This is a genomic window from Streptomyces mutabilis (assembly GCF_046628145.1).
Lineage (GTDB): Bacteria > Actinomycetota > Actinomycetes > Streptomycetales > Streptomycetaceae > Streptomyces > Streptomyces mutabilis.
Map to the genome: position 1 here is coordinate 6,671,279 of NZ_CP176874.1, position 26,067 is coordinate 6,697,345.

The window sequence follows — 26,067 nt, forward strand, 5'->3', positions numbered from 1 at the left end:
TGACAGAGTCGATCAACGCCGCTACCTTGTGCGCGGCTCGTGCATCCCTCGGTACGTGGGCGGCTTCCCGATCGTTCAGGAGGACATCGATGACAGGCACCGCACGTGCGTTCTGGCTCGACTCGCCCGGCCGGGGCGTGATCCGCGAGGTGCGGCTGCCCGAGCCGGGGGCGGGTGACGTGCTCGTGCGCACGCTCTTCAGCGGCGTCAGCCGGGGCACGGAGACGCTGGTCTTCCGCGGCCGGGTGCCGGAGAGTCAGTACGCGGCGATGCGCGCGCCGTTCCAGGAGGGCGACTTCCCGGGGCCGGTGAAGTACGGCTACCTCAACGTGGGCGTTGTGGAGGCGGGGCCGGGGGAGCTCGTCGGCAGGACCGTCTTCTGCCTGTACCCGCACCAGACGCGCTACGTCGTCCCGGCCGCCGCCGTCACCCCGGTACCCCCGGCCGTCCCCGCCGGGCGGGCCGTGCTCGCCGGTACCGTCGAGACCGCCGTCAACGCGCTGTGGGACGCGGCGCCGCTGGTCGGTGACCGGATCGCCGTGGTCGGCGGTGGCATGGTCGGCTGCTCGGTGGCCGCGCTGCTGGCCCGTTTCCCCGGCGTCTGCGTCCAGTTGGTCGACGCCGACCCGGACCGGGCGAAGGTCGCCGACGCGCTGGGCGTCGGTTTCGCGTCCCCCGCCGACGCCCTCGACGGTCTCGATCTCGTCGTGCACGCCAGTGCGACGGAAGCGGGCCTCGCCCGGTCACTGGAGCTGCTGCGGCCGGAGGGCACCGTCGTCGAACTGAGCTGGTACGGCGACCGGCGCGTCGCCCTCCCGCTCGGCGAGGCCTTCCACTCCCGCCGCCTGACCCTGCGCAGCAGCCAGGTCGGCACCGTCTCCCCGGCGCGCGGCGCCACCCGCACCTACGCCGACCGGCTCGCCCTCGCCCTCGACCTGCTCGCCGACCCGGCGCTGGACGCGCTCGTCACCGGCGAGTCCGCGTTCACGGAACTGCCGGACGTCATGCCGGGGTTGGCGTCCGGCGAGATCCCCGCCCTCTGCCACCGGATCAGCTACGCCGGGGACGACCACTGAGGCGGTGCCGAGTCATCGGCGCCTGACCTTGAGAAAGAGGGGCGGCCGCTGAACACGGGAAGGCATCCGGCCGTAATGGACGGTACCCCGCGCAGGGACAGGCGGGGGAGGACCAGACGTGCCACACCTGGAGGGTCGTCCGTTGTTCAGCATCACCGTCCGCGATCACATCATGATCGCCCACAGCTTCCGCGGCGAGGTCTTCGGGCCGGCGCAGCGCCTGCACGGCGCGACGTTCCTGGTGGACGCCACTTTCCGGCGCGAGCAGCTGGACGACGACAACATCGTCGTCGACATCGGACTGGCCACCCGTGAACTGGGCGCCGTCGTCAGCGAACTGAACTACCGCAACCTCGACAACGAACCGGACTTCGCCGGTGTCAACACCTCGACCGAGTTCCTGGCGAAGGTCATCGCCGACCGGCTCGCCGAACGCGTGCACAAGGGCGCGCTCGGTGAGGGGGCCAAGGGCCTGGCCGGCCTCACCGTCACCCTGCACGAGTCGCACATCGCGTGGGCCAGTTACGAGCGTGCGCTGTGACCGACACCTCCATCGAACCGATGGCGGCCGCGACGCCGGGGCGCGCTCGTCTCGCCCATGTGCCGGCACAGACGTCGGCCGCGTCGAGGAACGGCGGGATCGTCCCCATGGCCCTGCGCTCCGTGCACTTCGTCATGCCCGGCGGGGTCGACGATCCGGCGGCGCCCAGCGGCGGCAATGCCTACGACCGGCGCGTACGGCTGGACCTGCCCGGCTTCGGCTGGCGGGTGCGCGGACTGGCCGTCGCCGGGTCCTGGCCCCGGCCGGACGACGCCGCGCGCACCGAACTCGCCCGTCTCCTGCGCCGGTTGCCGGACGGTGCCGTCGTACTGCTCGACGGGCTGGTCGCCTGCGGCGTCCCGGAGGTCGTCGTCCCGGAGGCGGAGCGGCTGCGCATGGCCGTCCTCGTCCACCTGCCGCTCGGCGACGAGACCGGCCTCGCCCCCGCCGTCGCCGCCGACCTGGACGCCCACGAGCGTGCGGTGCTGCGGGCCGTCCCGGCGGTCGTCGCCACCAGCGACTGGGCGGTGCGCCGGCTCGTCGCCCATCACGGACTCGACCCGGCCCGCGTCCACGTCGCCGCGCCCGGCGCCGACATCGCGCCCCTCGCGCCCGGCACCGACGGCGTCTCACGGCTGGTGTGCGTCGCCGCCGTCACGCCGCGCAAGGGCCAGCACCGGCTCGTGGAGGCGCTGGCCACGGTCGCCGACCTGCCGTGGAGCTGCGTGTGCGTCGGCGGGCTCGGGCACGACCCGGAGTACGTCGGCCGGCTGCGGGCACTGATCGCGCGGCACGGCCTCCGGGAACGGCTGGTGCTCGCCGGGCCGCGGTCCGGCGCGGATCTCGACGCCACCTACGCCACCGCCGACCTCATGGTCCTCACCTCGTACGCCGAGACGTACGGCATAGCGGTGACGGAGGCCCTCGCGCGCGGCATCCCCGTACTGGCAACGGACGTCGGCGGTCTCCCGGAGGCGGTGGGGCGCGCGCCCGACGGCGGTGTGCCCGGGATCCTCGTGCCCCCGGAGGACCCCGGCGCGCTCGCCGCCGAACTGCGCGGCTGGTTCGGGGAGCCGGACGTACGACGCCGGCTCAAGGCGGCGGCACGAGGCCGCCGTGCGGCCCTGAACGGCTGGGCGGCCACGGCCCGGAGCCTGGCCGCGGTACTGCACCGACTGGCGAGCGGACCCCGGAGGGCGGCATGAGGAGGACGACGGCACCGGCCGCGGGAGCGATCCCGGCGCAGCCCGGCCCCCAGGACGCCGCCGAGTCGACGAACGGCGTGATTCCCGGCGCCGGACCGACCGGCCGGCCCGCACCGCGAGCGACGGGACCGGCCAGGGGCCGTCAGGAGCGGGGGCGGGGCGTGGACCTGCCCACTGTGCCGGTGCCCACGAAGCCGGAGCATTCGGAGCCTGAGCTCACGGAGCCCATCGGCCCCACCGCGTCCACCGGTTGGCCGGCCGCCTGGGCCGCCGATCGGCCCGGAGCACGCGAGGAGGGCGCCGCACCACCGGCCGCCCGGCCGGGCACCGAGCACCTCACCGACGCCCCCGGCCGCCCCGCCGCCGAGCGAGCGACCCTCCGCCTCCGCGACACCGCCCGGCCCGCACCCGCGCACCCCGACGACCCGCCGCGCTACGCGCCGGAGTGGCTGCGGCTCCGTGAGCCCGCCGACGCCGCCGCGCGGGCGCACGATCTGCTCGATCCGCTCCGCATCCGCCTCGCCAACCTCCCGAGCCGGGCGGACGGGCGGGTCGTGCACGACGTGGGCTGCGGCACCGGCTCGATGGGGCGCTGGCTCGCCCCGTTGCTCGACGGCGCCCAGCACTGGGTGCTGCACGACCGCGACCCCTACCTCCTGCACTTCGCGGCCGTCGCCGCCCCGCGTTCGGCGGCGGACGGAAGCCGCGTCACCGTCGAGACCCGGCGCGGCGATCTCGCCCGGCTCACGCCGGACGCGCTGGCCGGCGCCGGGCTGGTCACGGCGTCCGCGCTGCTGGACGTGCTCACCGCCGAGGAGGTGGGCGCCCTCGCCGCCGCCTGCGCCACGGCCGGCTGCCCGGCTCTGCTGACGCTGTCCGTCGCCGGGCGCGTCGAACTCACCCCCGCCCATCCCCTGGACGCCGGGATCACCGAGGCGTTCAACGAGCACCAGCGGCGCACCGGCATGCTCGGTCCGGACGCGGTGACCACGACGGCGGAGGCCTTCGCCGCACACGGTGCCACCGTGCGGGCCCACCCCAGCCCCTGGCGGCTCGGTCCGGGCGAGGCAGCGCTCGCCGACCAGTGGCTGCGCGGCTGGGTCGGCGCCGCGGTGGAACAGCGACCGGAGCTGCGCGAGCCGGCCGGCCGGTACCTGGAGGAGCGACTCGCCGCCTGTGCCGCGGGGGAGTTGAGCGTCGTCGTCCACCACACCGACCTGCTGGCGCTGTGCCGGCCGACGGGCGGTACCCCGTGAGCGCACCGACGGTGGTGGCGGGAGCGGAGCCCTCGCCGACCGCGAAGCGCCGGGACGCCACGGCGACCGACGGCAACGGCGACAACCCTCCCCGTCGCCGGGCCCTGCGCACCCACCTGGGGACGCTCACCGGCGTCGCCGTCCTCGGCGTGCTCCTGTGGCGGACGGGGACCGGCCCCCTCCTCGGCGGACTGCGCGGGATCGACGGGCCCACGCTCCTGGCGGCGCTCGGCATCGGGCTCGTCACCACCGTGTTCAGCGCCTGGCGCTGGGCCCTGGTGGCCCGAGGACTGCGCATCCGGCTGCCGCTCGGACCGGCCGTCGCCGACTACTACCGCGCGCTGTTCCTGAACGCCGCCCTCCCCGGCGGGGTCCTCGGTGACGTGCACCGCGCGGTGCGGCACGGGCGGAGCGCCGGCGACCTGGGGCGCGGAGTGCGGTCCGTCGTACTCGAACGCGCCGCCGGTCAGGTCGCGTTGGCCCTCGTCGCGGTCGTGGTGCTGCTCACGATGCCGTCCCCGGTGCTGACCGGCGCCCGGCACGCGGCACCGCTCGTGGGGATGGCACTGGTCGGGGCGCTCGCCGTCGTCCTGGCACTGCGCATGAACCGGGCGCCCGCACGCAGGCGGCGGGCTCTGCGGGCGATGCTCGCCGAGGCGCGCGAAGCGCTGTTGTCCAGGCGGAACCTGCCTGGGGTCGCGGCGTCCTCGGCCATCGTCCTGGCCGGGTACCTCGCGATGTTCGTCCTCGCCGCCCGGGTGGCCGGCAGCGGCGCCTCCCTCGCCGTACTGACACCGCTGGCCGTGCTCGCGCTGCTCGCCATGACGCTGCCGCTGAACGTCGGCGGCTGGGGCCCCCGGGAGGGCGTCACCGCCTGGGCGTTCGGCGCGGCCGGGCTCGGTGCCGGCACCGGGCTCGGCGTGGCGGTGGTGTACGGGGTGCTCAGCTTCGTGGCGAGCCTGCCGGGCGCCGTCGTGCTGGTCGTGCGCTGGTACGGGGGGATGCGGGCGGGGGCGGCAGCCGCTGCGGGCGCGGCGGGTGGGAGCACCACCGACAGCGGCGCGCGCACCCCCACCCGAGCCGTCGGCACTCCCACCCGAGCCGTGGGCACTCCCACTCCAGCCTCCGGCGCCCCCACCCGAGCCGCCGGCACCACCGACAGCCCCGCCGGCAGCACCCCCGCCCCCGCCGTCGTACCGGACCCGCAGCCGCCCCGCGCCCCAGGCGGGCACTACCCTCGCTCGCCCCCCTGCCGCGGCACGCCCCCCGCCGTCAGGACCGAGAAATACGCTCCGAAGGAATCCGCGAGGCTCGCCAGCAGTTCCTTCCCCTTTTCCGCCGAACCCAGTGAAGGCCGCCCGATGACACCGGAATCGGTATAGGCGGACATACCGAGGGAGAGCAGATGACGCCGGTCGTCAGCGACGAAATCGGCGGCCTCGTGACCGGGCCGGACCAATTCGGGATGCGCGTGCAGAAGAACGGAGGTCTCGATTTCCCCCGCGTGCATGTCGGTGAGCAGCGAGGTCACCACCCCCGCCCGCTCCCGCGCCGTCTCCCAGTCCTCCACGGCAGGAAAAAGCGCCATCCGCTCGCCGCGCGCGGATGCCTCCTGGACGACGTTGCCCAGGACGTAGTTGCCGCCGTGGCCGTTCACCACCACCAGGGCTTCGACACCCGAGCGGCGCAGGGAGTCCGCTATGTCCCGCACCACCGCGTGCAGGGTCACCGAGGAGATGCTGACGGACCCCGGCCAGTCCGCGTGCTCGTGCGAGCAGCCGATCGTCACCGGCGGGAGCGGGTGCACCGGGTACGCGGCGGTGATCTCGCGGGCGATGGCGCACGCGACGAGGGTGTCGGTCGCCAGCGGCAGGTGGGCGCCGTGCTGCTCGTAACTGCCCACCGGCAGCACCGCGACCTGGCGTGGCACTCCGGCGCTCCGCCCGCGCACGTCCTCGGTCGTGTCCGCCGGCACCAGTGAGACATCCATTCCGCACGGCCTTTCGTATCGGTCGATTCGGTCCAAAGAACTGTCGAGTCATTAGAGCATCTGTTGAGGAACGCGAGAATGATGACCGAAAAAATTGGTGTACTCGGTAAAAAGGGAACCCAGTGCACGGACGTGGAGCGCGTCGTGGTGACGCCGTTGCCCACCGTGTACGGGGAATTCCGGGCGTACGGATATTTCGACCATGAGCGCGGTGACGAGCAAGTGGCCCTCGTCCACGGTGATCCGGGCGCCGACGGCGTGCTCACCCGGCTGCACTCGGAGTGCCTGACCGGTGACGCCTTCGGCTCCCGGCACTGCGAGTGCGGCGCCCAACTCGCCACCGCGCTGCGGGAGGTGGCGGCCGTGGGCAGCGGTGTCGTGGTCTACCTGCGCGGGCACGAGGGGCGCGGCATCGGGCTGCTGGCCAAGCTGCGTGCGATGGCGTTGCAGGCGGGGGGACTGGACACGGTGGAGGCGAACCTCGCCCTCGGCCTGCCGGTGGACGCCCGCGACTACGGCGTGGCCGCCCGCATCCTGGCCGACCTCGGGGTGCGTTCGGTGCGTCTGATGTCCAACAACCCGCGCAAGCGGGAGGCGTTGGTGCGGCACGGGATCGAGGTCACCGAGCAGGTGCCGCTGCTGATACCGCCGTGCGAGAGCAACATCACCTATCTCCGCACCAAGCGGGAACGGCTCGACCACCACCTGCCCCACCTGGACGCGGTGGCGCACCTGTCGTCCTGAGGGCAGGGGTGGGAGTCAGTCCGTCAGGGCGGCGTCCACCAACCGCTTGAGGTCCGGGTAGACCGTGTGTGACGACTTCGGCCGCACCTGGGTCATGAACAGGACCGTCAGATCACGGCCCGGGTCGACCCAGAAGGTGGTCGTCGCCACCCCGCTCCAGCCGTACGTGCCGAGCCCGGAGGGCGCCTCGGTGCGGCTCGGGTCGATCACCACGGAGACCCCGAGTCCGAAACCGACACCGTCGTTGCCGGGCCGGTCGTGCGCCGGGCGGCTGCCGAAGGCGCGCAGGTCGGCGTCGCCGGGCAGGTGGTTGCGGGTCATCAGGTCGACCGTCGCGGGGTCGAGCAGGCGGACACCGTCGAGTTCGCCCCGGCGCCGCAGCAGTTCCGCGAAGCGGTGCACGTCGTACGCCGAGGAGACCAGGCCACCGCTGCCCGACAGGAACCGCGGCCGGCCCCGCAGCGGCAGCCCCGGCACCGGCTCGATGCCGCCGTCGTCCGTCTCGCCGTAGAGCTCGGCCAGCCGGTCCGCCTGCTCGTCCGTGACGTGGAACCCGGTGTCCGTCATGCCGAGCGGGCCGAAGATCCGCTCGTCGAGGAACGCGTCGAGCGGCTGCCCGGACACCACCTCCACGAGCCGCCCGAGCACGTTGCTGGCCACTGAGTAGTTCCACTGCGTGCCCGGCTCGAACTGGAGCGGCAGGCTCGCGTACAGGTCGACGGTCTCGGCCAGGTCCGCGCCCGGCCGCACCGACGACTCCAGGCCGGCCGCGCGGTACAGCGCGTCGACCGGGTGGGCGTGGTAGAAGCCGAAGGTCAGTCCGGCGGTGTGGGTCATCAGGTGCCGGACGAGGATCGGCCCGGCGGCCGGCCGCGTGACGGCGTCGTCCGCGGGCCCTTCCACGTACACCCGGGGCTCGGCGAACGCGGGAATGTACCGCCGCACCGGGTCGTCGAGCGACAACCGTCCCTCCTCCACGAGCATCAGCGCGGCCACGGACGTGACCGGTTTCGTCATGGAGTAGATCCGCCACAGGGTGTCGGCCGTCACCGGCAGCCCGGCCGCGACGTCCCGCAGGCCGTGCGCGGTCAGGTGGGCGACGCGTCCGCCGCGGGCGACGGCCACCAGGAACCCGGGCAGCCGCCCCTCGTCGACCTGCCCGGCGAAGTGCCGGTCGAGCCGGTCCAGTGCCTGCGCGTCCAGTCCGGCCGCGCCCGGGTCGGCCTCCTGCCGCAGCGGTGCCATGCCCATCGCCTCCCTGGTCGTAGGTCGGGGTGGGTCCGGCATACCCCGCCGGGGCGCCTTCAGACCTCAGGACCCGCCGCCCCCGCCGGTGCGCGCCTCGATCGCGCGCAGGACCGCCACCATGTCCTCACCGCCGTGCCCGAGGGCCACTGTCTCCTCGAACAGGGCGTGGGCGGCGTCGAGGAGGGGTGAGGCGAGGCCCGCCCCGCGGGCGGCCTCGGCGATCAGCCGGTTGTTCTTCAGTACGTCCAGTGCCGCGGCCTGCACGCTGAAGTCACCCTCCAGCAGCTTCGGCGCCTTCATCCGGGAGACGGCGCTGGACATGGGGCCGGCTGCGAGGACGGCGAGGAAGCGGGCCCGGTCCAGGCCCTGGCGTTCGGCGAAGTGGAAGGCCTCGACGAGACCGGTCACCTGGGTGATCAGGAACAGGTTCACGGACAGCTTCGTCAGCAGGGCGTCCGGCACCGGGCCGCACACGAACGACTCGTGGCACAGGGGAGCGAGGAGCGGAGCCACCTCGGCCACCGCACCCTCCTCGCCGGCCAGCATCGCCACCAGCGTGCCGTTCTCCGCCGGTACGCGGGAGCCGGAGACGGGCGCCTCCACATAGCGTCCGCCCGCCGCGCGGACGTCGGCCTCGAGTCCGCGCGAGTACGCGGGCGACGTGGTGCCCATGTGGACGACCACGTGGCCGGCGGCGCGCGAGGCGAACTCCGGAGTGCCGCGGGCCAGCACGGCGTCCGTCGCCGCCTCGTCGGCCAGCATGAGGATCACCGTGCCGGCCCGCTCGAAGACCTCGGCGGGAGCGGCCGCCACCTCGGCGCCGGCCGCGCGCAGGGGCTCGGCCCGGGCGGGGGTGCGGTTGAACACCACGAGCGGTGTCCCGGCAGCCGCCAGGCGGAGGGCCATCGGCTGACCCATGACGCCGAGACCGATGAAACCGACCCGCATGACGCACCGCCGTCCGTCCCTGGGTACGCCTCTCGGCGAGACCCTCGCTATGACAGTCGTCATAGTAGCTCCGTTTATGACGGCCGTCATAGAGTGGTCGCGCCGCCGAACGCGCGGCGGACGGTGCGACGGGAGGTCGGCGATGGCGGGGTCGGCGAAGGCGGGGTCCGAGCGGGGGCCGCGGGAGCGGATGGTCTTCAGCGCCGCCCAGCTGATCCGCCGCCACGGCGTGGACGCGACCGGGATGCGCGACGTCGCCGCACACGCCGGGGCGCCTCGGGGATCGCTCCAGCACTACTTCCCCGGAGGCAAGGAGCAGCTCGTCGGAGAGGCCCTGCGCTGGGCGGGGCGGTACGCGGCCGACCGGGTCGCGCGCTTCCTGGCGGCGATGGAGCGGCCGACGCCGAGCGGGCTGTTCGACGCGATGGTGGGCCAGTGGACGGACGAGTACGAGAGAGCCGGCTTCGCCGCCGGGTGCCCGGTCGCGGCGGCCACCGTGGACTGCGCCGAGAGCAGCGAGGCCACCCGGAAGGCCGCCGCCGACGCCTTCGCCACCTGGATCCGGCCGGTCGCCGACGCGCTGACCGGCATGGGCGTGCCCGAGGCGCGGTCCGAGCCGCTCGCCACGCTGATGATCAGCGCCCTGGAAGGGGCGATCGTCGTCGCCCGCGCCGAACGGGACGTACGGGCCCTGACGACCGTCGCCCGCGAACTCGGGCCGCTCCTGGACGCCGCCGCCCCCCGAGTCTGAGGCCGGGGCGGCTCAGCGGCCGGCGGCCCGACGGACACGGGCGGCGGTCCGACGGCCACCGGCTCAGGCCGTCACCGTCTCCGGCCGTGCCGCCTCGCCGCGGGCCCGTTCGCCCAGCTCGTCCGTCGGTACCCGGTGGGTCTCCCGGGCCGACAGCGCGGCGATCACCGGCGGGACGCACAGCGCCGCAGTGAACAGCGCCACCGCGAACCAGTCGTCGCCGTCCGGACCGGCGATCTGCGCCGCGAACGTCACCGCGAACCCGGCCACCGCGAAGCCGATCTGCGTGCCGATCGCCACGCCGGACAGCCGGACCCGGGTGGAGAACATCTCGCCGTAGAAGGCGGGCCACACGCCGTTCGCGGCGCTGTAGACGACACCGAAGGCGATGATGCCGGTGAGGAAGGTGAGCGCGTACGAACCGGTCGAGATCGCCCACAGGTACAGGAACATCGTCACCGCGCTGCCCACCGCGCCGATCAGGTACACCGGCCGCCGGCCGATCCGGTCGGACAGCGTCGCCCACAGCGGGATCGCGGCGAGCGCGACGACGTTGGCGAGCGCCCCCACCCACAGCATGGCGGTACGGGACATGCCGACCGAGTCGCTGGTGGCGTACGCCAGTGCCCACACGGTGAAGATCGTGCTGACCGAGGCGATCAGCGCGCCCGCGACCACCCGCAGCACGTCCGCCCAGTGGTCGCGTGCCAGCACGGCCAGCGGCATCTTCGCGACGCCCTCGGTGGCCGCCTGCTGGGCGAAGGCCGGCGTCTCGTCGAGCTTGCGGCGGATGACGTAGCCGACGACGGCGACCACGACGCTCAGCCAGAACGGCACGCGCCAGCCCCAGGTCAGCAGGTGTTCCTCGGGGAGCGCGGCGATGGGGAGGAAGACCAGGGTGGCGAGCAGCTGCCCGCCCTGGGTGCCGCTGAGGGTGAAGCTGGTGAAGAATCCGCGTTTGTGCGGTGGCGCGTGTTCCAGGGTCATCGAGTTGGCGCTGGCCTGCTCGCCGGCCGCCGATATGCCCTGAAGGATCCGGCACAGCACCAGCAGGACCGGGGCGAGCGTGCCGACCTGGTCGCGCGTGGGCAGGCAGCCGATGAGGAACGTCGACACGCCCATCAGGATCAGGGTGAACACCATGATCTTCTTGCGGCCCATGCGGTCACCGATGTGGCCGAGGAAGAACGCACCGATCGGGCGGGCGGCGTAGGCGACACCGAACGTGGCCAGCGACAGCAGGGTCGCGGTGGCCGGGTCGGACTCGTCGAAGAAGACCTCGGGGAAGATCAGGGCGGCGGCGCTGCCGTAGATGAAGAAGTCGTAGTACTCCAGCGCGCTGCCGATCCAGGCGGCGGTCGCCGCCTTCTTCGGCTGGCCGGGCGGGGCGGCGCCCTGGGGCGCGGGGGCGGGGACGGACACGGCGTTGCTCCTTCGGGGGACTCCACGGTAGGCGGAGTGAGCGGAGGGGAGAAGTGCCGATCGGCTAATTAACCCACTGGGTAGTTAGTCGCGGTTGGGAAGGGATGTTGCGCGCACGTTTCCCTTGTGTCAAGAGGTCCCGTCGGCCCGTCGCGAGGTCCGCGCCCGCTCCGCCGCGAGGTCCGCGCCCGCCCGTCGAGAGGTCCGCGCCGCTCCGGGGGCCGGGCCGCTCAGTCCGCCGCGCGCTCCGCCGTCAGGTACGCGATCACCATGTCGCCGAGCATGGTCCGGTAGTGCTCGCGCTGGTCCTCGGCGACCAGGTCGCGGCCGAACAGGGCGCCGAAGGTGTGCCGGTTGGCGACCCGGAAGAAGCAGAAGGAGCTGATCATCGCGTGCAGGTCGACGGCGTCGACATCGGCCGTGAACAGGCCCGAGCGCCGGCCCTCCTCGAGGATGCGGCGGATCACGTCGAGGGCCGGGGAGCCGATGCTGGCCAGCATCTCCGAGGAGGCGATGTGCTCGGCGTCGTGGATGTTCTCGATGGAGACCAGGCGGATGAAGTCGGGGTGCCGCTCGTGGTGGTCGAAGGTCACCTCCGCGAGGCGCCGGATGGCCGCCACCGGGTCCAGGTGCTCGACGTCGAGCTGCTGCTCGGCCTCCCGGATCACGCCGTACGCCCGCTCCAGCACGGCCGTGAACAGCTGCTCCTTGCCGCCGAAGTAGTAGTAGATCATCCGCTTCGTGGTGCGGGTGCGGGCGGCGATCTCGTCGACACGGGCCCCGTCGTAGCCGGCCCGGGCGAACTCCCGCGTCGCCACGTCGAGGATCTCGGCCCGGGTGCGGGCGGCGTCGCGGGTGCGGGTGCCGGATCGTGCCGGTTCGTCGACGCTGGTCATCGGGTTCCTTCGGGGGCCGTGGCGGAGCTGCGGGCGGAGGACGTGCGGTGATTGTAGAAGCCTCGCCCTTCCCACCCGCCCCGACCTCCTGCTATGACTAACGTACTGGTTCGTACATTGGTCGCTCGGGCGTGGACCCGAGCCGCTCAGGAGGTCCCCGGTGGCCAAGGACTCGTATCTCGTCGGACTGATCGGCTCCGGCATCGGCCCGTCGCTCAGCCCGGCACTGCACCAGCGGGAGGCCGACCGGCAGGGCCTGCGCTACCTGTACCGGCTGATCGACATCGACACCCTCGGGGTGCCGCCCGAGGCGGTGGGCGACCTGCTGCGCGCGGCCCGGGACCTCGGCTTCGACGGGCTGAACATCACCCACCCCTGCAAGCAGCTCGTCATCGAGCACCTGGACGCGCTCGCCCCGCAGGCCGAGGCGCTCGGCGCGGTCAACACGGTCGTCTTCGACGACACCGGCCGGGCGACCGGTCACAACACCGACGTCACCGGCTTCGCCGCGTCCTTCGCCCGGGGACTGCCCGACGCGCCACTGGAGCGGATCGTGCAGCTCGGCGCCGGCGGCGCGGGCGCGGCCGTCGCCCACGCCACGCTCACCCTGGGCGCCGGTCGGGTCACCGTCGTCGACGCGCTGCCCGAGCGGGCCGCCGCCCTCGCCGCCCAGCTGAACCGGCACTTCGGTCCGGGGCGCGCCGCCCACGCCGGCCCCGATGGGCTGTCGGCGCTGCTGAGCACGGCCGACGGCATCGTCCACGCCACCCCCACCGGCATGGCCGCCCACCCCGGCCTGCCCCTGCCCGCCGGCCTGCTCCACCCCGGGCTGTGGGTCGCCGAGGTCGTCTACCGCCCGCTGGAGACCGAACTGCTGCGCACCGCCCGCGCCCTGGGCTGCGCCACCCTCGACGGCGGCGGCATGGCCGTCTTCCAGGCCGCCGACGCGTTCCGGCTGTTCACCGGGCGGGAACCCGACGCCGTACGGATGCTCGCCGACATCACCGACCTGGCCGGCGTGGTCGGCGCCCCGAAGTAGGAAGAGGTACCGACGTGCGGACGTCCATCGCCACCGTCTCCCTCAGCGGCTCGCTCACCGAGAAGCTCACCGCCGCCTCCCGGGCCGGCTTCGACGGCGTGGAGATCTTCGAGAACGACCTGCTGGCCAGCCCCCTGACCCCCGAGGAGATCCGCGCCCGCTGCGCCGACCTCGGCCTCACCATCGACCTCTACCAGCCCGTGCGGGACATCGAGGCGCTGCCCGAGGAGGAGTTCACCAGGGCCCTGCGCCGCGCCCGGCACAAGTTCGAGCTGATGCGCAGGCTCGGCGCGGACACCGTCCTGGTCTGCTCCAGCGTCTCCCCGCACGCCCTGGACGACGACGCCCTCGCCGCCGAGCAGCTGAGCCGCCTCGCCGGCCTGGCCGAGGACCACGGCGTCCGCGTCGCCTACGAAGCGCTCGCCTGGGGCCGGCACATCAGCACCTACGACCACGCCTGGCGCGTCGTCGAGAGCGCCGACCACCCCTCGCTCGGCACCTGCCTCGACAGCTTCCACATCCTCTCCCGGGGCAGCGACCCCAAGGGCATCGAGGACATCCCCGGCGAGAAGATCTTCTTCCTCCAGCTCGCCGACGCGCCGCTGCTCGCGATGGACGTCCTCCAGTGGAGCCGCCACTACCGCTGCTTCCCCGGCCAGGGCGGCTTCGACGTCGCCGGGCTGGTGCGGCACGTCCTGCGCGCGGGCTACGAGGGCCCGCTCTCCCTGGAGGTCTTCAACGACGTCTTCCGCCAGTCCGAGGCGGGCCCCACGGCCGTGGACGCCCGGCGCTCCCTGCTGACCCTCCAGGAGACCGTCGGCCTCGCGACCCCGCCCGCGCCCGCCGCGCCCACCGGGATCGCCTTCGCCGAACTGGTCACGCCCGACGCGGCACCCGTCTCCGCCGTGCTCGGCGCGCTGGGCTTCAGCCGGACCGCACGGCACCGCGGGAAACCCGTCGACCTGTGGCAGCGCGGCGACGCCCGCGTCCTGGTGAACACCGGCCCGGCCGAACGCCGCGACGGCACCCGGCTGGCCGCCGTCGGCCTGGAGTCGCCCGACCCCGCCGGCGCGGCCCGCCGCGCCGAGGCCCTGCTCGCCCCGGTGCTGCCGCGCCGCCGCGCGCCCGGGGACGCGGCCCTGGAGGCGGTCGCCGCGCCCGACGGCACGGAGCTGTTCTTCTGCGCCACCGGGCGTCCCGGACTGCCCGACTGGCGCGCCGACTTCGAGGACGTCGCCCACCCCTTCCACGACGGCGAACCCTGGCGCGTCGACCACCTCTCCCTCACCCAGCCCTGGCACCAGTTCGACGAGGCGGCGCTCTTCCACCGGGCCGTGCTCGGGCTGCGCCCGCAGGAGAGCGTGGACGTCGCCGACCCCTACGGCCTGCTGCGCAGCCGCGCCGTCAGCACCGACGACGGCGCCGTCCGCATCGTCCTGACCGTCGGACCGGCACCCACGGACGACACCGCGCACGCCCAGCACATCGCCCTGGCCACCGGCGACGTGGTCGCCGCCGCGCGCCGCTACCGGGAGGCCGGCGGGCCGCTGCTGCCGATCCCCGCCAACTACTACGACGACCTCGCCGCCCGTTTCGAGTTCGCCGACGGGGAGCTGGACACGTACCGGGAGCTGGGCATCCTCTACGACCGCGACGCCCACGGCACCTTCCGGCACTGCTACACGCACACCGTCGGCCGGGTCTTCTTCGAACTCGTCCAGCGCGACGGCGGCTACCGGGGCTACGGCGCGGCGAACGCGCCGGTCCGGCTGGCGGCGCAGCACGCGGTGCGGGGGTTCACTGGCGGCTGACGGTGCGGGTCAGGCCCGCGATCACCGTCGTGGCCAGAATCCACCCCGTGATGATGAGGACGTACGCCAGCGTCTGGTAGCCGCCTTCGGGGGCGAAGGCGTTCTCCTGCCCGAAGGAGATCACCGGCAGCAGCAGGTCCAGGGTGTAGAACACCGGGTTGAAGTCGGGGGACTCGGCGGGCTTGAGCGGCGGCGGGTGGTGCAGTCCGTACGCCACCGAGCCGACCGCGAGCAGCGACAGCAGCCAGCCGCCCGCGCGCAGCGGCCGGAAGCCGTAGCCGACCGTGACGTCCTGGAGGTGGCCCCACAGCCGGCCGTACCAGGGCAGCGTGCGCCGGTGCCGCCGCTGCTTGGCGAGCTGGACCATCCGGGCCGCGTCGTCGTCGCCGATCCTGCGGTAGGAGGCGGTCAACTGCTCGTAGATGAAGGGGAGATAGCTGTCGCCCTTCTCCAGCATCGGCAGCCGCCGCTCGGCGGGCTCGTGCGGTATGAGCGACGTGTACGTGAGGTCGTTGAGCTGGACCCAGGCCGGTACGACCTCCGGTTCGAGGAACAGCACGTCCACCTGGGTGCGACGCAGATTGAGGACACCCTCCACCACCGGGCCCTGCCGCAGCCACAGTTCACCGATGACGCAGCTGCTGGCCCGCAGCGCGGTTCCGCCCGGGTTGGCCAGACGCGCGTGCGACAGGTCCAGCCGCCCGGGTATGCGCGCCCCGCGCAGTTCCAGCCGGCCCCGCACCTCGGCGTTCCGCATCAGCACGTCGGACTCGGCCGCCAGGGTCTCGGCCTTCAGCGCGGTGCCGCCCGGCCGGTCGAGCAGTGCGTCGGTGAGGTTGACGGTCCCGGCCACCCGGGCGCCGTCGAGCCGCACCTCGCCCCGCGCCACGAGGCCCGGTGCCCACAGGTCGGCGCCGAGCACCGCCTGGTTGAGCTGGAGCACCGGCCCCTCGGTGTCCGGCGCGTGGATCCGCGTGCTCTCGAGATACAGGCTCCCGGTGACCTCCGCGCCCCCGAGCCGCACCGTCCCGCCGAACCGGGCGCGGGTCAGCCGCAGCACGCCCTCCACCCGGACGGCGTGCGAGACCAGCCCGGGCAGCACGGACTCGCTCAGGTTCACCTCGCGCAGCCGCGCTCCGTACAGGCGCGGCACGTCCTCGAAGTGACAGTGCCGCAGCCGCACCGGGTGGTCGACCGTCGCGTACTGGAGTTCCAGGACCCCGGTGACGCGTACCCCCGCCAGATTGAGCGCGGGCACCTCGCCCTCCGCGCGCGGGCCGTCCAGCAGCAGCGCCCTCAGCACATGGGCGCGGACGGACCGTTCGGCGCCCCAGGCGCCGCCGTCGGAGGGGTCCTCGTCGTCGGCCGCGCGGAAGTCCACGAGGGTGCCCGTGGCGAACGCCCGCCAGACGCGCGTCTCGGCCGGTGTCAGGTCGTCGATCTCCATCAGGGATGGACTCTGACCCGAACCGGCCGATCACGTCAACGCGCTTTCCGGACCGCCCGAAGAGCGCCTACTTCTTGGCGGACTCCACCGCGTGGCCGCCGAACTGGTTGCGCAGCGCGGCGATCATCTTCATCTGCGGCGAGTCCTCCTGCCGGGACGCGAACCGCGCGAAGAGGGACGCCGTGATCGCGGGCAGCGGCACGGCGTTGTCGATGGCCGCCTCGACGGTCCAGCGGCCCTCGCCGGAGTCCTGGGCGTAACCGCGCAGGTTGTCCAGGTGGTGGTCCTCGTCGAGGGCGTTGACGGCCAGGTCGAGGAGCCAGGAGCGGATGACCGTGCCCTCCTGCCAGGAGCGGAAGACCTCGCGGACGTTGTCCACGGAGTCGACCTTCTCCAGCAGCTCCCAGCCCTCGGCGTAGGCCTGCATCATGGCGTACTCGATGCCGTTGTGGACCATCTTGGAGAAGTGCCCGGCGCCGACCTTGCCCGCGTGGACGTATCCGTAGGGGCCCTCGGGCTTGAGCGCGTCGAAGATCGGCTTGAGGTCGTCGACGACCTCCTTGTCGCCGCCGACCATCAGCGCGTAGCCGTTCTTCAGACCCCACACGCCGCCCGAGACGCCGGCGTCGACGAAGTTGATGCCGTGCTTGGCCAGCTCCTCGGCGTGCTTCTCGTCGTCCGTCCAGCGGGAGTTGCCGCCGTCGATGACGGTGTCGCCGTGCCGGAGAAGGGTCGCCAGCTGGTCGATGACGCCCTGGGTGGCGGCGCCGGCCGGGACCATCACCCAGACCGCGCGGGGCCGCTCCAGCTGCTCGACGAGGTCGACGAGGCTGTTCACGTCGGCCAGCTCGGGATTGGTGTCGTATCCGACGACCGTGTGGCCGGCGTTGCGCAGACGCTCGCGCATGTTGCCGCCCATCTTGCCGAGACCCACAAGACCGATCTGCATGTCAGTGCACTTCCTTCAGTTCGCGGTAGGCGGCCACCAGCGCGGCCGTGGACGGATCGAGGCCGGGTACGTCGGCGCCCTCGGTGAGGGCCGGCTCGACGCGCTTGGCGAGGACCTTGCCGAGCTCGACGCCCCACTGGTCGAAGGAGTCGATGTTCCAGATGGCGCCCTGCACGAACACCTTGTGCTCGTACAGCGCGATCAGCTGGCCGAGGACGGAGGGGGTCAGTTCACCGGCCAGGATCGTGGTCGTCGGATGGTTGCCCTTGAAGGTGCGGTGCGGCACCTGCTCCTCGGGCACGCCCTCCGCGCGGACCTCGTCGGAGGTCTTGCCGAAGGCCAGCGCCTGGCCCTGCGCGAACAGGTTGGCCATCAGCAGGTCGTGCTGCGCCTTCAGCTCGTCGCTCAGCTCGGCGACGGGCCGGGCGAAGCCGATCAGGTCGGCCGGGATGAGCTTGGTGCCCTGGTGGATGAGCTGGTAGTAGGCGTGCTGGCCGTTCGTCCCCGGCGTGCCCCAGACCACCGGCCCGGTCTCCCACTGAACCGGGCGCCCCTCGCGGTCGACCGACTTGCCGTTGGACTCCATGTCCAGCTGCTGGAGGTAGGCCGTGAACTTCGACAGGTAGTGGCTGTACGGCAGGACCGCGTGCGACTGGGCGCCCATGAAGTTGCCGTACCAGACGCCCAGCAGGCCCAGGACCAGCGGGGCGTTGGCCGGGGCCTCGGCGTTCTGGAAGTGCTCGTCGACGATGCGGAAGCCGTCGAGCATCTCCCGGAAGCGGTCCGGGCCGATGGCGATCATCAGGGACAGCCCGATCGCCGAGTCGTACGAGTAGCGGCCGCCGACCCAGTCCCAGAACTCGAACATGTTGGCCGTGTCGATGCCGAAGTCGGCGACCTTCTCGGCGTTCGTCGACAGCGCGACGAAGTGCTTGGCGACCGCCTTCTCGTCGCCGCCCAGACCGGCCAGCAGCCAGGAGCGCGCCGACGTCGCGTTCGTGATCGTCTCGATCGTGGTGAACGTCTTGGACGCCACGATGAACAGCGTCTCGGCCAGGTCCAGGTCCCGGACCGCCTCGTGCAGGTCGGCGCCGTCCACGTTCGACACGAAGCGGAAGGTCAGCGAGCGGTCGGTGAACGCCCGCAGCGCCTCGTAGGCCATCGCCGGACCGAGGTCGGAGCCGCCGATGCCGATGTTGACGACGTTCCTGATGCGCTTGCCGGTGTGGCCGGTCCACTCGCCGGAACGGACCCGGTCGGCGAAGTCGGTCATCCTGTCCAGCACGGCGTGCACCTTGGGCACGACGTTCTCGCCGTCGACCTCGATCACCGCGTCCCGCGGCGCCCGCAGCGCGGTGTGCAGCACCGCCCGGTCCTCGGTGATGTTGATGCGCTCGCCGCGGAACATCGCGTCGCGCAGTTCGAACACGCCGGTCGCGGCGGCCAGCTCCCGCAGCAGGGTCAGCGTCTCGTCGGTGACCAGGTTCTTGGAGTAGTCGATGCGCAGGTCGCCCACGCGCACGACGTACCGCTCGGCCCGCCCGGGGTCGTCGGCGAACAGCTCGCGCAGGTCGGGGCGTGCCAGCGCGTCCTTGCGGTGGTCCGCCAGCGCGGTCCACTCGGGCCGCCGGTCGAGCTTCGGGGTGTCGGTCTCAGACATGGACAGGGGTCTCCTTGCCGGCCTCGCCGCGCAGGGCGATGGCGTACATCTCGTCCGCGTCGAGGCGCCTGAGCTCCTCGGCGATCAGTTCGGAGGTGGAGCGGACCTTCAGTGCGAGGGAGCGCGGGGGCTGGTCGGGCAGGGTCATCGTGGCGATCGGTCCCTCGGGCCGGTCGATGACGATCTCCCCGTTCGCGGTCCCGAGCCGGACGGCCGTGACGACCGGACCGTCGGTGATCACACGGTCGACCGTGACGTGCAGCCGTGCCTCCAGCCAGCGGGCCAGCAGCTCGGCGGCCGGGTTGTCCGCCTCGGCCTCCACGGTCGCCGAGGTCACCGGCACCCGGGCCTGGTCGAGGGCGGCGGCCAGCATGGAACGCCACAGCGTCAGCCGGGTCCAGGCCAGGTCGGTGTCGCCGGGCGCGTAGGTGCGGACCCGGCGCTCCAGGGTCTCCATCGGGCGCTCCACCGCGTACAGGTCGGTGATGCGGCGCTGCGCCAGCGCGCCCAGCGGGTCACCGGCGGGGTCGTCGGGCGCGTCCACCGGCCACCACACGACGACCGGGGCGTCCGGGAGCAGCAGCGGCAGCACGACCGAGTCGGCGTGCTCCGACACCTCCCCGTACATGCGCAGCACCACCGTCTCGCCGGTGCCGGCCTCCGAGCCCACCCGGACCTCGGCGTCGAGGTGCGAGCGGGTGCGGTCGCGCAGATTGCGCGGGTGCCGCTTGATCACGACCAGGGTGCGCGAGGGGTGCTCGTGCGAGGCCTCCTCGGCCGCCTTGATCGAGTCGTAGGCGTTCTCCTCGTCGGTGACGATCACCAGCGTGAGCACCATGCCCACGGCCGGTGTGCCGATGGCGCGGCGGCCCTGGACCAGCGCCTTGTTGATCTTGCTTGCCGTGGTGTCGGTCAGGTCGATCCTCATGGCCTGCGCCAGCTCCGTCCGTCTCGTGCGAGCATCTCGTCGGCTTCCCGCGGTCCCCAGCCGCCCGAGGCGTACTGCGCGGGCTTCCCGTGCGTGCCCCAGTACTCCTCGATCGGGTCGAGGATCCGCCAGGACTCTTCCACTTCCTGGTGACGGGGGAACAGGTTGGCGTCGCCCAGGAGGACGTCCAGGATCAGCCGTTCGTACGCCTCCGGGCTGGACTCCGTGAAGGACTCGCCGTACGCGAAGTCCATGGACACGTCCCGGATCTCCATCGACGTGCCCGGCACCTTGGAGCCGAACCGCACCGTCATGCCCTCGTCGGGCTGGACGCGGATGACGATCGCGTTCTCGCCCAGCTCCTCCGTCGCGGTGGAGTCGAAGGGGGAGTGCGGGGCGCGCTGGAAGACGACCGCGATCTCCGTGACCCGGCGGCCCAGGCGCTTGCCGGTGCGCAGGTAGAAGGGGACGCCCGCCCAGCGGCGGTTGTCGATGCCCAGCTTGATCGCCGCGTAGGTGTCGGTGACGGAGGCCGGGTCGATGCCCTCCTCCTCCAGGTAGCCGGGCACCTGAGCGCCGCCCTGCCAGCCGCCCTCGTACTGCCCGCGCACGGTGTGCAGGCCCAGGTCGTCGGGCAGCCGTACCGCCCGCAGCACCTTCAGCTTCTCGGTGAGCAGCGACGGGGCGTCGAAGGAGGCCGGCTCCTCCATCGCGGTCAGCGCGAGGAGCTGGAGCAGGTGGTTCTGGATGACGTCGCGGGCGGCGCCGATGCCGTCGTAGTAGCCGGCCCGGCCGCCGATGCCGATGTCCTCGGCCATGGTGATCTGCACGTGGTCCACGTAGGACCGGTTCCAGATCGGCTCGTACATCTGGTTGGCGAAGCGCAGCGCCAGGATGTTCTGGACGGTCTCCTTGCCCAGGTAGTGGTCGATGCGGAAGACCTGCTCCGGGTCGAAGACCTCGTGCACGAGCGCGTTCAGCTCGCGGGCGCTGCCCAGGTCGTGCCCGAACGGCTTCTCGATCACCGCGCGGCGCCAGGAGCCCTCCGGGGCGTCGGTCAGGCCGTGCTTCTTGAGCTGCTGGACGACCTTCGGGAAGAACTTCGGCGGCACCGACAGATAGAAGGCGTAGTTGCCGCTCGTCCCGCGCGAGGTGTCCAGCTCCTGCACGGCCTTGCGCAGCTGCTCGAACGCCTCGTCGTCGTCGAAGTCGCCGGGGATGAAGCGCATGCCCTCGGCGAGCTGCTGCCAGACCTCCTCGCGGAACGGAGTGCGCGCGTGCTCCTTGACCGCGTCGTGCACGACCTCGGCGAAGTCCTGGTTCTCCCAGTCGCGGCGGGCGAAGCCGACCAGGGAGAAGCCCGGCGGCAGCAGACCGCGGTTGGCCAGGTCGTAGACGGCCGGCATCAGCTTGCGGCGGGAGAGGTCGCCGGTGACGCCGAAGATGACCAGACCCGAGGGGCCGGCGATCCGGGGGAGGCGGCGGTCCTGGGGATCGCGCAGGGGGTTGCTCCAGTCGAGGGGCGCCACCGGCTCGACGGGCTTCTCGTCCGCCTTCGCGCCCTTCGTGGCGCCGGCCGCCCCCGACTTCTTCCCGGCCCGGGCGGACCTGGACGACTTGCCGGCCTTCGGCGCCCCGGCGGCCCGCGACTCCTCGGTCTCCTGGGCGTGCAGCGGTCCCGCCGCCTCCCGGGCCGCCCCGGTCTCCTTGGCCTCCTTCGTCGCCTTGGTCTCGCCGACCGGCTCAGCGGGAAGGTCCTCGCTCATTCCCCGTCAACTCCCTTGCTGTCGAGGGACTTCGTCACGGCGTCCAGCAGGTCCTGCCAGGCCACCTCGAACTTGGCCACGCCCTCCTGCTCCAGCTGCTCCACCACCTCGTCGTACGAGATGCCGAGCCGCTCCACGGCCGCGAGGTCCGCCCGGGCTTGGGCGTAACCGCCGGTGACCGTGTCGCCCTGGACGTCACCGTGATCGGCGGCGGCGTTCAGGGTGGCCTCCGGCATCGTGTTCACGGTGCCGGGAGCGACCAGCTCCTCCACGTACAGGGTGTCCCGGAATGCCGGGTCCTTCACCCCGGTCGACGCCCACAGGGGACGCTGGGTGTTCGCCCGGGCCCCGGCGAGGGCGGTGAAGCGGTCGCCCGCGAAGACGTTCTCGTACGCCTCGTAGGCCAGTCGCGCGTTGGCCAGCGCCGCCTTCCCCTTCAGGGCCAGGGCCTCGTCCGTGCCCAGCAGCGTCAGCCGCTTGTCGATCTCGCTGTCGACGCGGGAGACGAAGAAGGAGGCGACGGAGTGGATGCCCGACAGGTCCAGCCCGGCGGCCTGCGCCTTCTCCAGACCGGCGAGGTAGGCGTCCATGACCTCGCGGTAGCGCTCCAGGGAGAAGATCAGCGTGACGTTCACGCTGATGCCGGCGCCGATGACCTCGGTGATCGCCGGGAGACCCGCCTTGGTCGCCGGGATCTTGATCATCACGTTGGGGCGGTCGACCAGCCAGGCCAGCTGACGGGCCTCGGCGACCGTGGCCCGGGTGTCGTGGGCGAGGCGCGGGTCGACCTCGATGGAGACCCACCCGTCCCGGCCGCCGGTCGCCTCGTACACCGGGCGCAGCACGTCGGCGGCTGCGCGGACGTCGGCGGTGGTCATCATGCGGACCGCCTCGTCGACGGTGACGCCCCGGGTCGCGAGGTCGGCGAGCTGCTCCTCGTAGCCCTCGCCGGAGCCGATGGCGGCCTGGAAGATCGACGGGTTGGTGGTGACGCCGACGACGTGCTTCGTCTCGATCAGCTCGGCCAGGTTGCCGGACTCGATCCGCCGCCGCGACAGGTCGTCCAGCCAGATGGAGACGCCCGCCTCGGACAGGCGTCGCAGCGCTCCCGCGGTCGCGGTTGCTTCGGTCACAGTGATCATCTTCTCTTTCTGCTTCTCTGTGTGTTCGGCTCAGCCGCGGGCGGCGGCCAGGGACTCCCTGGCGGCGGCGGCCACGTGCTCGGCGGTGAAGCCGTACTCGGTGAACAGGGTCTTGGCGTCGGCGGAGGCCCCGAAGTGCTCCAGCGAGACGATGCGGCCCGCGTCGCCGACGAACCGGTGCCAGGTCAGGCCGATCCCGGCCTCCACGGCCACCCGGGCCTTCACGGACGGCGGCAGCACGCTCTCGCGGTACTCGCGCGGCTGCTCCTCGAACCACTCCACGGACGGCATCGAGACCACCCGCGCGGGCGTTCCCTCCGCCTCCAGCGCCTCCCGTGCGGCGACGGCGAGCTGCACCTCGGAGCCGGTGGCGATCAGGACGACCTCGGGGGAGCCGATGGAGGCCTCGGCGAGGACGTACCCGCCCCGCGCCGCGTCCGGGTTCGGCTCGTAGGTCGGCACGCCCTGGCGGGTGAGGGCCAGACCGTGCGGGGCCGGGTGGGTGGAGTGCCGCCTGAGGATCTCCGCCCAGGCGGTCGCGGTCTCGTTGGCGTCGGCCGGGCGGACCACGTTCAGGCCCGGGATGGCGCGGAGGGCGGCCAGGTGCTCGACCGGCTGGTGGGTCGGGCCGTCCTCGCCCAGGCCGACGGAGTCGTGCGTCCACACGTACGTCACCGGCAGCTGCATCAGCGCCGACATGCGTACCGCGTTGCGCATGTAGTCGGAGAACACCAGGAACGTTCCCCCGTAGATCCGGGTGTTGCCGTGGAGCGCGATGCCGTTCATCTCCGCGGCCATCGAGAACTCGCGGATGCCGAAGTGCACGGTGCGCCCGTACGGGTCGGCCTCCGGCAGCGGGTTGCCCTCGGGGAGGAAGGAGCTGGTCTTGTCGATGGTGGTGTTGTTGGAGCCGGCCAGGTCGGCGGAGCCGCCCCACAGCTCGGGCAGCACCGGGCCGAGCGCCTGGAGCACCTTGCCGGAGGCGGCGCGGGTGGCGACGGCCTTGCCGGTCTCGAACACCGGCAGGGCGTCCTCCCAGCCCTCGGGCAGTCGGCCCGCGACCACACGGTCGAACAGCGCCGCGCGCTCCGGCTGGGCGCCCCGCCACTTGTCGATCCGCTTGCCCCAGGCGGCGTGCGCCTCGGCGCCCCGGTCCAGGGCCTTGCGGGTGTGGGCGAGGACGTCGTCGGCGACCTCGAAGGACTGGGCCGGGTCGAAGCCCAGGACACGCTTGGTGGCGGCGACCTCGTCGTCACCGAGCGCCGAGCCGTGGGAGGCCTCGGTGTTCTGCGCGTTCGGGGCGGGCCAGGCGATGATCGTGCGCATGGCGATGATGGAGGGACGGCCGGTCTCGGCCTTCGCCGCCGTCAGGGCCGCGTACAGCGCGTGCACGTCGACGTCACCGTTGTCGGCGGGCTCGATGCGCTGCACGTGCCAGCCGTACGCCTCGTACCGCCCCAGCACGTCCTCGGAGAACGCGGTCGCGGTGTCGCCCTCGATGGAGATGTGGTTGTCGTCGTAGAGGAAGACGAGGTTGCCGAGCTTCTGGTGACCGGCGAGCGAGGACGCCTCGGCGGAGACGCCTTCCTGGAGGTCGCCGTCGGAGACGATCGCCCAGATCGTGTGGTCGAAGGGGGACTCGCCCTCGGGCGCCTCGGGGTCGAACAGGCCGCGCTCGTAGCGGGCGGCCATCGCCATGCCCACCGCGTTGGCGACGCCCTGGCCGAGCGGGCCGGTCGTCGTCTCCACGCCCGCGGTGTGCCCGTACTCGGGGTGCCCGGGCGTCTTCGAACCGTGCGTGCGGAAGGCCTTGAGGTCGTCCAGCTCCAGCTCGTACCCGGCGAGGTAGAGCTGGGTGTAGAGGGTCAGCGAGGTGTGGCCGGGGGAGAGGACGAAGCGGTCACGACCGGTCCACTCCGGGTCGGCGGGGTCGTGCCGCATCACCTTCTGAAAGATCGTGTACGCGGCCGGGGCCAGAGCCATCGCCGTGCCCGGGTGACCGTTTCCGACCTTCTGCACCGCGTCGGCCGCCAGAACGCGGGCGGTGTCGACGGCACGCCGGTCGAGGTCGGTCCATTCGAAGCGGTCCGCGCTGTCCACTGTCTGCGTGCTCATCTTCAAGAAATCCTCGATCGGAGCGAAGTATCTGGCTGACGTGTTCAAACCTAAAAGTCTGACTTTTGAGAGTGAAGGTCGTGGTGTGCCAGCCTGTGGTGAAACTGGGACATGCCCCGGCGCGCGGGCGCACGGGTGGGACGGCACGAGAAGGACATGGCAGACGAAAACCGACAAGACGGCGGTGGTGGCCCGAAGGACGGCGACGGGATCAGAACGTTCCCCTTCCCGGTCGATCTCAGCCTCCTCGGCGTCGGCATGCAGGTCGGCCCCATGGGCGCCGGCCGCACCTGGCACGCGCACGCCCCGCTGCACCGCGTGCACCGCATCGACTTCCACGTCGTCATGCTCTTCACCGGCGGCCCGGTCCGTCACATGGTCGACTTCGCCGAGTACGAGGCGACGGCCGGCGATCTGCTGTGGATCCGGCCAGGACAGGTCCACCGCTTCTCGCCGGACTGCGAGTACCGCGGAACGGTGCTGACCATGCAGCCCGGCTTCCTGCCCCGCGCCACCGTGGAGGCCACCGGCCTGTACCGCTACGACCTGCCGCCCCTGCTCCGCCCCGACGCGGCGCGCCTCGCCGGACTCACCGCCTCCCTCGACCAGCTCCGCCGCGAGTACGAGGACGCCACCACCCTGCCCCTGAGCCTGCACACCGCCGTACTGCGCCACACGCTCTCCGCGTTCCTGCTGCGGCTCGCGCACCTCGCGGTCAGTTCCGCCCAGGAGGCGCACCAGGGACCGGCGCCCGGGGACACGACGTTCACCCTCTTCCGGGACGCCGTCGAGCGGGGCTTCGCCGCCAATCACAGCGTCAGCGCCTACGCCGACGCGCTCGGTTACTCCCGCCGCACCCTCGTCCGCGCGGTGCGCGCCGCCACCGGTCAGACGCCCAAAGGCTTCATCGACAAGCGCGTCGTCCTGGAGGCCAAACGCCTCCTGGCCCACACCGACATGCCGATCGGCCGGGTCGGCGCGGCGGTCGGCTTCCCGGACGCGGCGAACTTCTCCAAGTTCTTCCAGCAGCACACGGACCAGACGCCGGCGGCGTTCCGGGCGGAGCTGCGCTGAGCACGCGCACGACGCAGGGGCTCCACGCGCGCGTGGAGCCCCTGCGTCCTCCTGCGGGG

Annotated in this window: 21 protein-coding genes and 1 pseudogene; 10 read left to right on the top strand and 12 right to left on the bottom strand. The window is 72.7% G+C overall.

What is annotated here, in order from left to right; genetic code table 11:
- The first annotated feature begins 89 nt into the window (after positions 1-89).
- From ACLIN4_RS29830 to ACLIN4_RS29850, 5 genes and pseudogenes are all read left to right on the top strand, one after another.
- Positions 90-1,076: a zinc-dependent alcohol dehydrogenase gene (locus ACLIN4_RS29830; RefSeq protein ID WP_411576422.1), complete on the top strand. Its 987-nt coding sequence runs from the start codon at positions 90-92 to the stop codon at positions 1,074-1,076.
- Between the two features lie 142 nt (positions 1,077-1,218).
- Positions 1,219-1,617, top strand: coding sequence for a 6-pyruvoyl trahydropterin synthase family protein (locus tag ACLIN4_RS29835; RefSeq protein ID WP_381911579.1), 399 nt, complete (start codon positions 1,219-1,221; stop codon positions 1,615-1,617).
- A gap of 20 nt (positions 1,618-1,637) precedes the next feature.
- Complete coding sequence (locus ACLIN4_RS29840; RefSeq protein WP_411576790.1) at positions 1,638-2,822, top strand: glycosyltransferase family 4 protein; 1,185 nt, start codon at positions 1,638-1,640, stop codon at positions 2,820-2,822.
- A complete protein-coding gene (locus ACLIN4_RS29845; RefSeq protein ID WP_411576423.1) occupies positions 2,819-4,078 on the top strand; it encodes a hypothetical protein in 1,260 nt (419 codons plus the stop codon). The genes ACLIN4_RS29840 and ACLIN4_RS29845 overlap by 4 nt, the downstream gene beginning before the upstream one ends.
- Before the next feature lie 149 nt (positions 4,079-4,227).
- Positions 4,228-4,986, top strand: a pseudogene (locus ACLIN4_RS29850) (lysylphosphatidylglycerol synthase transmembrane domain-containing protein); the annotation flags it as partial.
- Between the two features lie 323 nt (positions 4,987-5,309).
- Here the strand turns inward: ACLIN4_RS29850 and ACLIN4_RS29855 are convergent.
- Positions 5,310-6,068, bottom strand: coding sequence for a creatininase family protein (locus ACLIN4_RS29855; RefSeq protein ID WP_411576424.1), 759 nt, complete (start codon positions 6,066-6,068; stop codon positions 5,310-5,312).
- Positions 6,069-6,149: 81 nt separating this feature from the next.
- Between ACLIN4_RS29855 and ribA the strand changes: the two genes are divergently transcribed.
- Positions 6,150-6,812, top strand: a complete 663-nt coding sequence (gene ribA, locus ACLIN4_RS29860) for a GTP cyclohydrolase II (protein WP_289907666.1) — start codon at positions 6,150-6,152, stop codon at positions 6,810-6,812.
- Between the two features lie 15 nt (positions 6,813-6,827).
- Here the strand turns inward: ribA and ACLIN4_RS29865 are convergent, their stop codons facing one another.
- Positions 6,828-8,057, bottom strand: coding sequence for a serine hydrolase domain-containing protein (locus ACLIN4_RS29865; RefSeq protein WP_411576425.1), 1,230 nt, complete (start codon positions 8,055-8,057; stop codon positions 6,828-6,830).
- 66 nt (positions 8,058-8,123) lie between these two features.
- Positions 8,124-9,008: an NAD(P)-dependent oxidoreductase gene (locus tag ACLIN4_RS29870; RefSeq protein WP_289907572.1), complete on the bottom strand. Its 885-nt coding sequence runs from the start codon at positions 9,006-9,008 to the stop codon at positions 8,124-8,126.
- Between the two features lie 142 nt (positions 9,009-9,150).
- Here ACLIN4_RS29870 and ACLIN4_RS29875 point away from each other — a divergent pair, with 142 nt between their 5' ends.
- The gene (locus tag ACLIN4_RS29875; RefSeq protein ID WP_107480097.1) at positions 9,151-9,759 is read left to right on the top strand and encodes a TetR/AcrR family transcriptional regulator; all 609 of its coding nucleotides are present in this window, start codon (positions 9,151-9,153) and stop codon (positions 9,757-9,759) included.
- Positions 9,760-9,822: 63 nt separating this feature from the next.
- Here ACLIN4_RS29875 and ACLIN4_RS29880 read toward each other — a convergent pair whose 3' ends face one another.
- Together ACLIN4_RS29880 and ACLIN4_RS29885 are read right to left on the bottom strand one after the other, a co-directional pair.
- Positions 9,823-11,181 (bottom strand): MFS transporter, encoded by a 1,359-nt coding sequence (locus ACLIN4_RS29880; protein WP_411576426.1) that lies wholly within the window; start codon positions 11,179-11,181, stop codon positions 9,823-9,825.
- 230 nt (positions 11,182-11,411) lie between these two features.
- On the bottom strand, positions 11,412-12,077 hold the full coding sequence (locus ACLIN4_RS29885; RefSeq protein WP_107480095.1) for a TetR/AcrR family transcriptional regulator: 666 nt from the start codon (positions 12,075-12,077) through the stop codon (positions 11,412-11,414).
- Between the two features lie 160 nt (positions 12,078-12,237).
- Here ACLIN4_RS29885 and ACLIN4_RS29890 point away from each other — a divergent pair, with 160 nt between their 5' ends.
- Together ACLIN4_RS29890 and ACLIN4_RS29895 are read left to right on the top strand one after the other, a co-directional pair.
- On the top strand, positions 12,238-13,116 hold the full coding sequence (locus tag ACLIN4_RS29890; RefSeq protein ID WP_307651802.1) for a shikimate dehydrogenase: 879 nt from the start codon (positions 12,238-12,240) through the stop codon (positions 13,114-13,116).
- Between the two features lie 14 nt (positions 13,117-13,130).
- Positions 13,131-14,927: a bifunctional sugar phosphate isomerase/epimerase/4-hydroxyphenylpyruvate dioxygenase family protein gene (locus ACLIN4_RS29895; protein ID WP_289907568.1), complete on the top strand. Its 1,797-nt coding sequence runs from the start codon at positions 13,131-13,133 to the stop codon at positions 14,925-14,927.
- Here ACLIN4_RS29895 and ACLIN4_RS29900 read toward each other — a convergent pair.
- The 7 genes from ACLIN4_RS29900 to tkt all read right to left on the bottom strand — a co-directional run bounded on the left by ACLIN4_RS29900 (position 14,914) and on the right by tkt (position 24,934).
- Positions 14,914-16,374, bottom strand: coding sequence for a membrane-associated oxidoreductase (locus tag ACLIN4_RS29900; RefSeq protein WP_411576427.1), 1,461 nt, complete (start codon positions 16,372-16,374; stop codon positions 14,914-14,916). The genes ACLIN4_RS29895 and ACLIN4_RS29900 overlap by 14 nt on opposite strands.
- A 67-nt stretch (positions 16,375-16,441) precedes the next feature.
- Positions 16,442-17,323, bottom strand: coding sequence for a phosphogluconate dehydrogenase (NAD(+)-dependent, decarboxylating) (gene gnd, locus ACLIN4_RS29905; RefSeq protein ID WP_100049190.1), 882 nt, complete (start codon positions 17,321-17,323; stop codon positions 16,442-16,444).
- Between the two features lies 1 nt (position 17,324).
- Positions 17,325-18,983 (bottom strand): glucose-6-phosphate isomerase, encoded by a 1,659-nt coding sequence (gene pgi, locus ACLIN4_RS29910; protein ID WP_411576428.1) that lies wholly within the window; start codon positions 18,981-18,983, stop codon positions 17,325-17,327.
- Positions 18,976-19,911, bottom strand: a complete 936-nt coding sequence (opcA, locus tag ACLIN4_RS29915; protein WP_019330299.1) for a glucose-6-phosphate dehydrogenase assembly protein OpcA — start codon at positions 19,909-19,911, stop codon at positions 18,976-18,978. Before opcA ends, pgi begins: the two co-directional genes overlap by 8 nt.
- A complete protein-coding gene (zwf, locus tag ACLIN4_RS29920; RefSeq protein ID WP_289907565.1) occupies positions 19,908-21,677 on the bottom strand; it encodes a glucose-6-phosphate dehydrogenase in 1,770 nt (589 codons plus the stop codon). The genes opcA and zwf overlap by 4 nt, the downstream gene beginning before the upstream one ends.
- Entirely contained in the window at positions 21,674-22,819 is a 1,146-nt protein-coding gene (gene tal, locus ACLIN4_RS29925) for a transaldolase (protein WP_100049537.1), read from the bottom strand. Before tal ends, zwf begins: the two co-directional genes overlap by 4 nt.
- 30 nt (positions 22,820-22,849) lie before the next feature.
- Positions 22,850-24,934, bottom strand: coding sequence for a transketolase (gene tkt / locus ACLIN4_RS29930; RefSeq protein WP_411576429.1), 2,085 nt, complete (start codon positions 24,932-24,934; stop codon positions 22,850-22,852).
- 156 nt (positions 24,935-25,090) lie between these two features.
- Between tkt and ACLIN4_RS29935 the strand changes: the two genes are divergently transcribed.
- Positions 25,091-26,008, top strand: coding sequence for a helix-turn-helix transcriptional regulator (locus ACLIN4_RS29935; protein WP_107480042.1), 918 nt, complete (start codon positions 25,091-25,093; stop codon positions 26,006-26,008).
- Positions 26,009-26,067 lie beyond the last annotated feature (59 nt).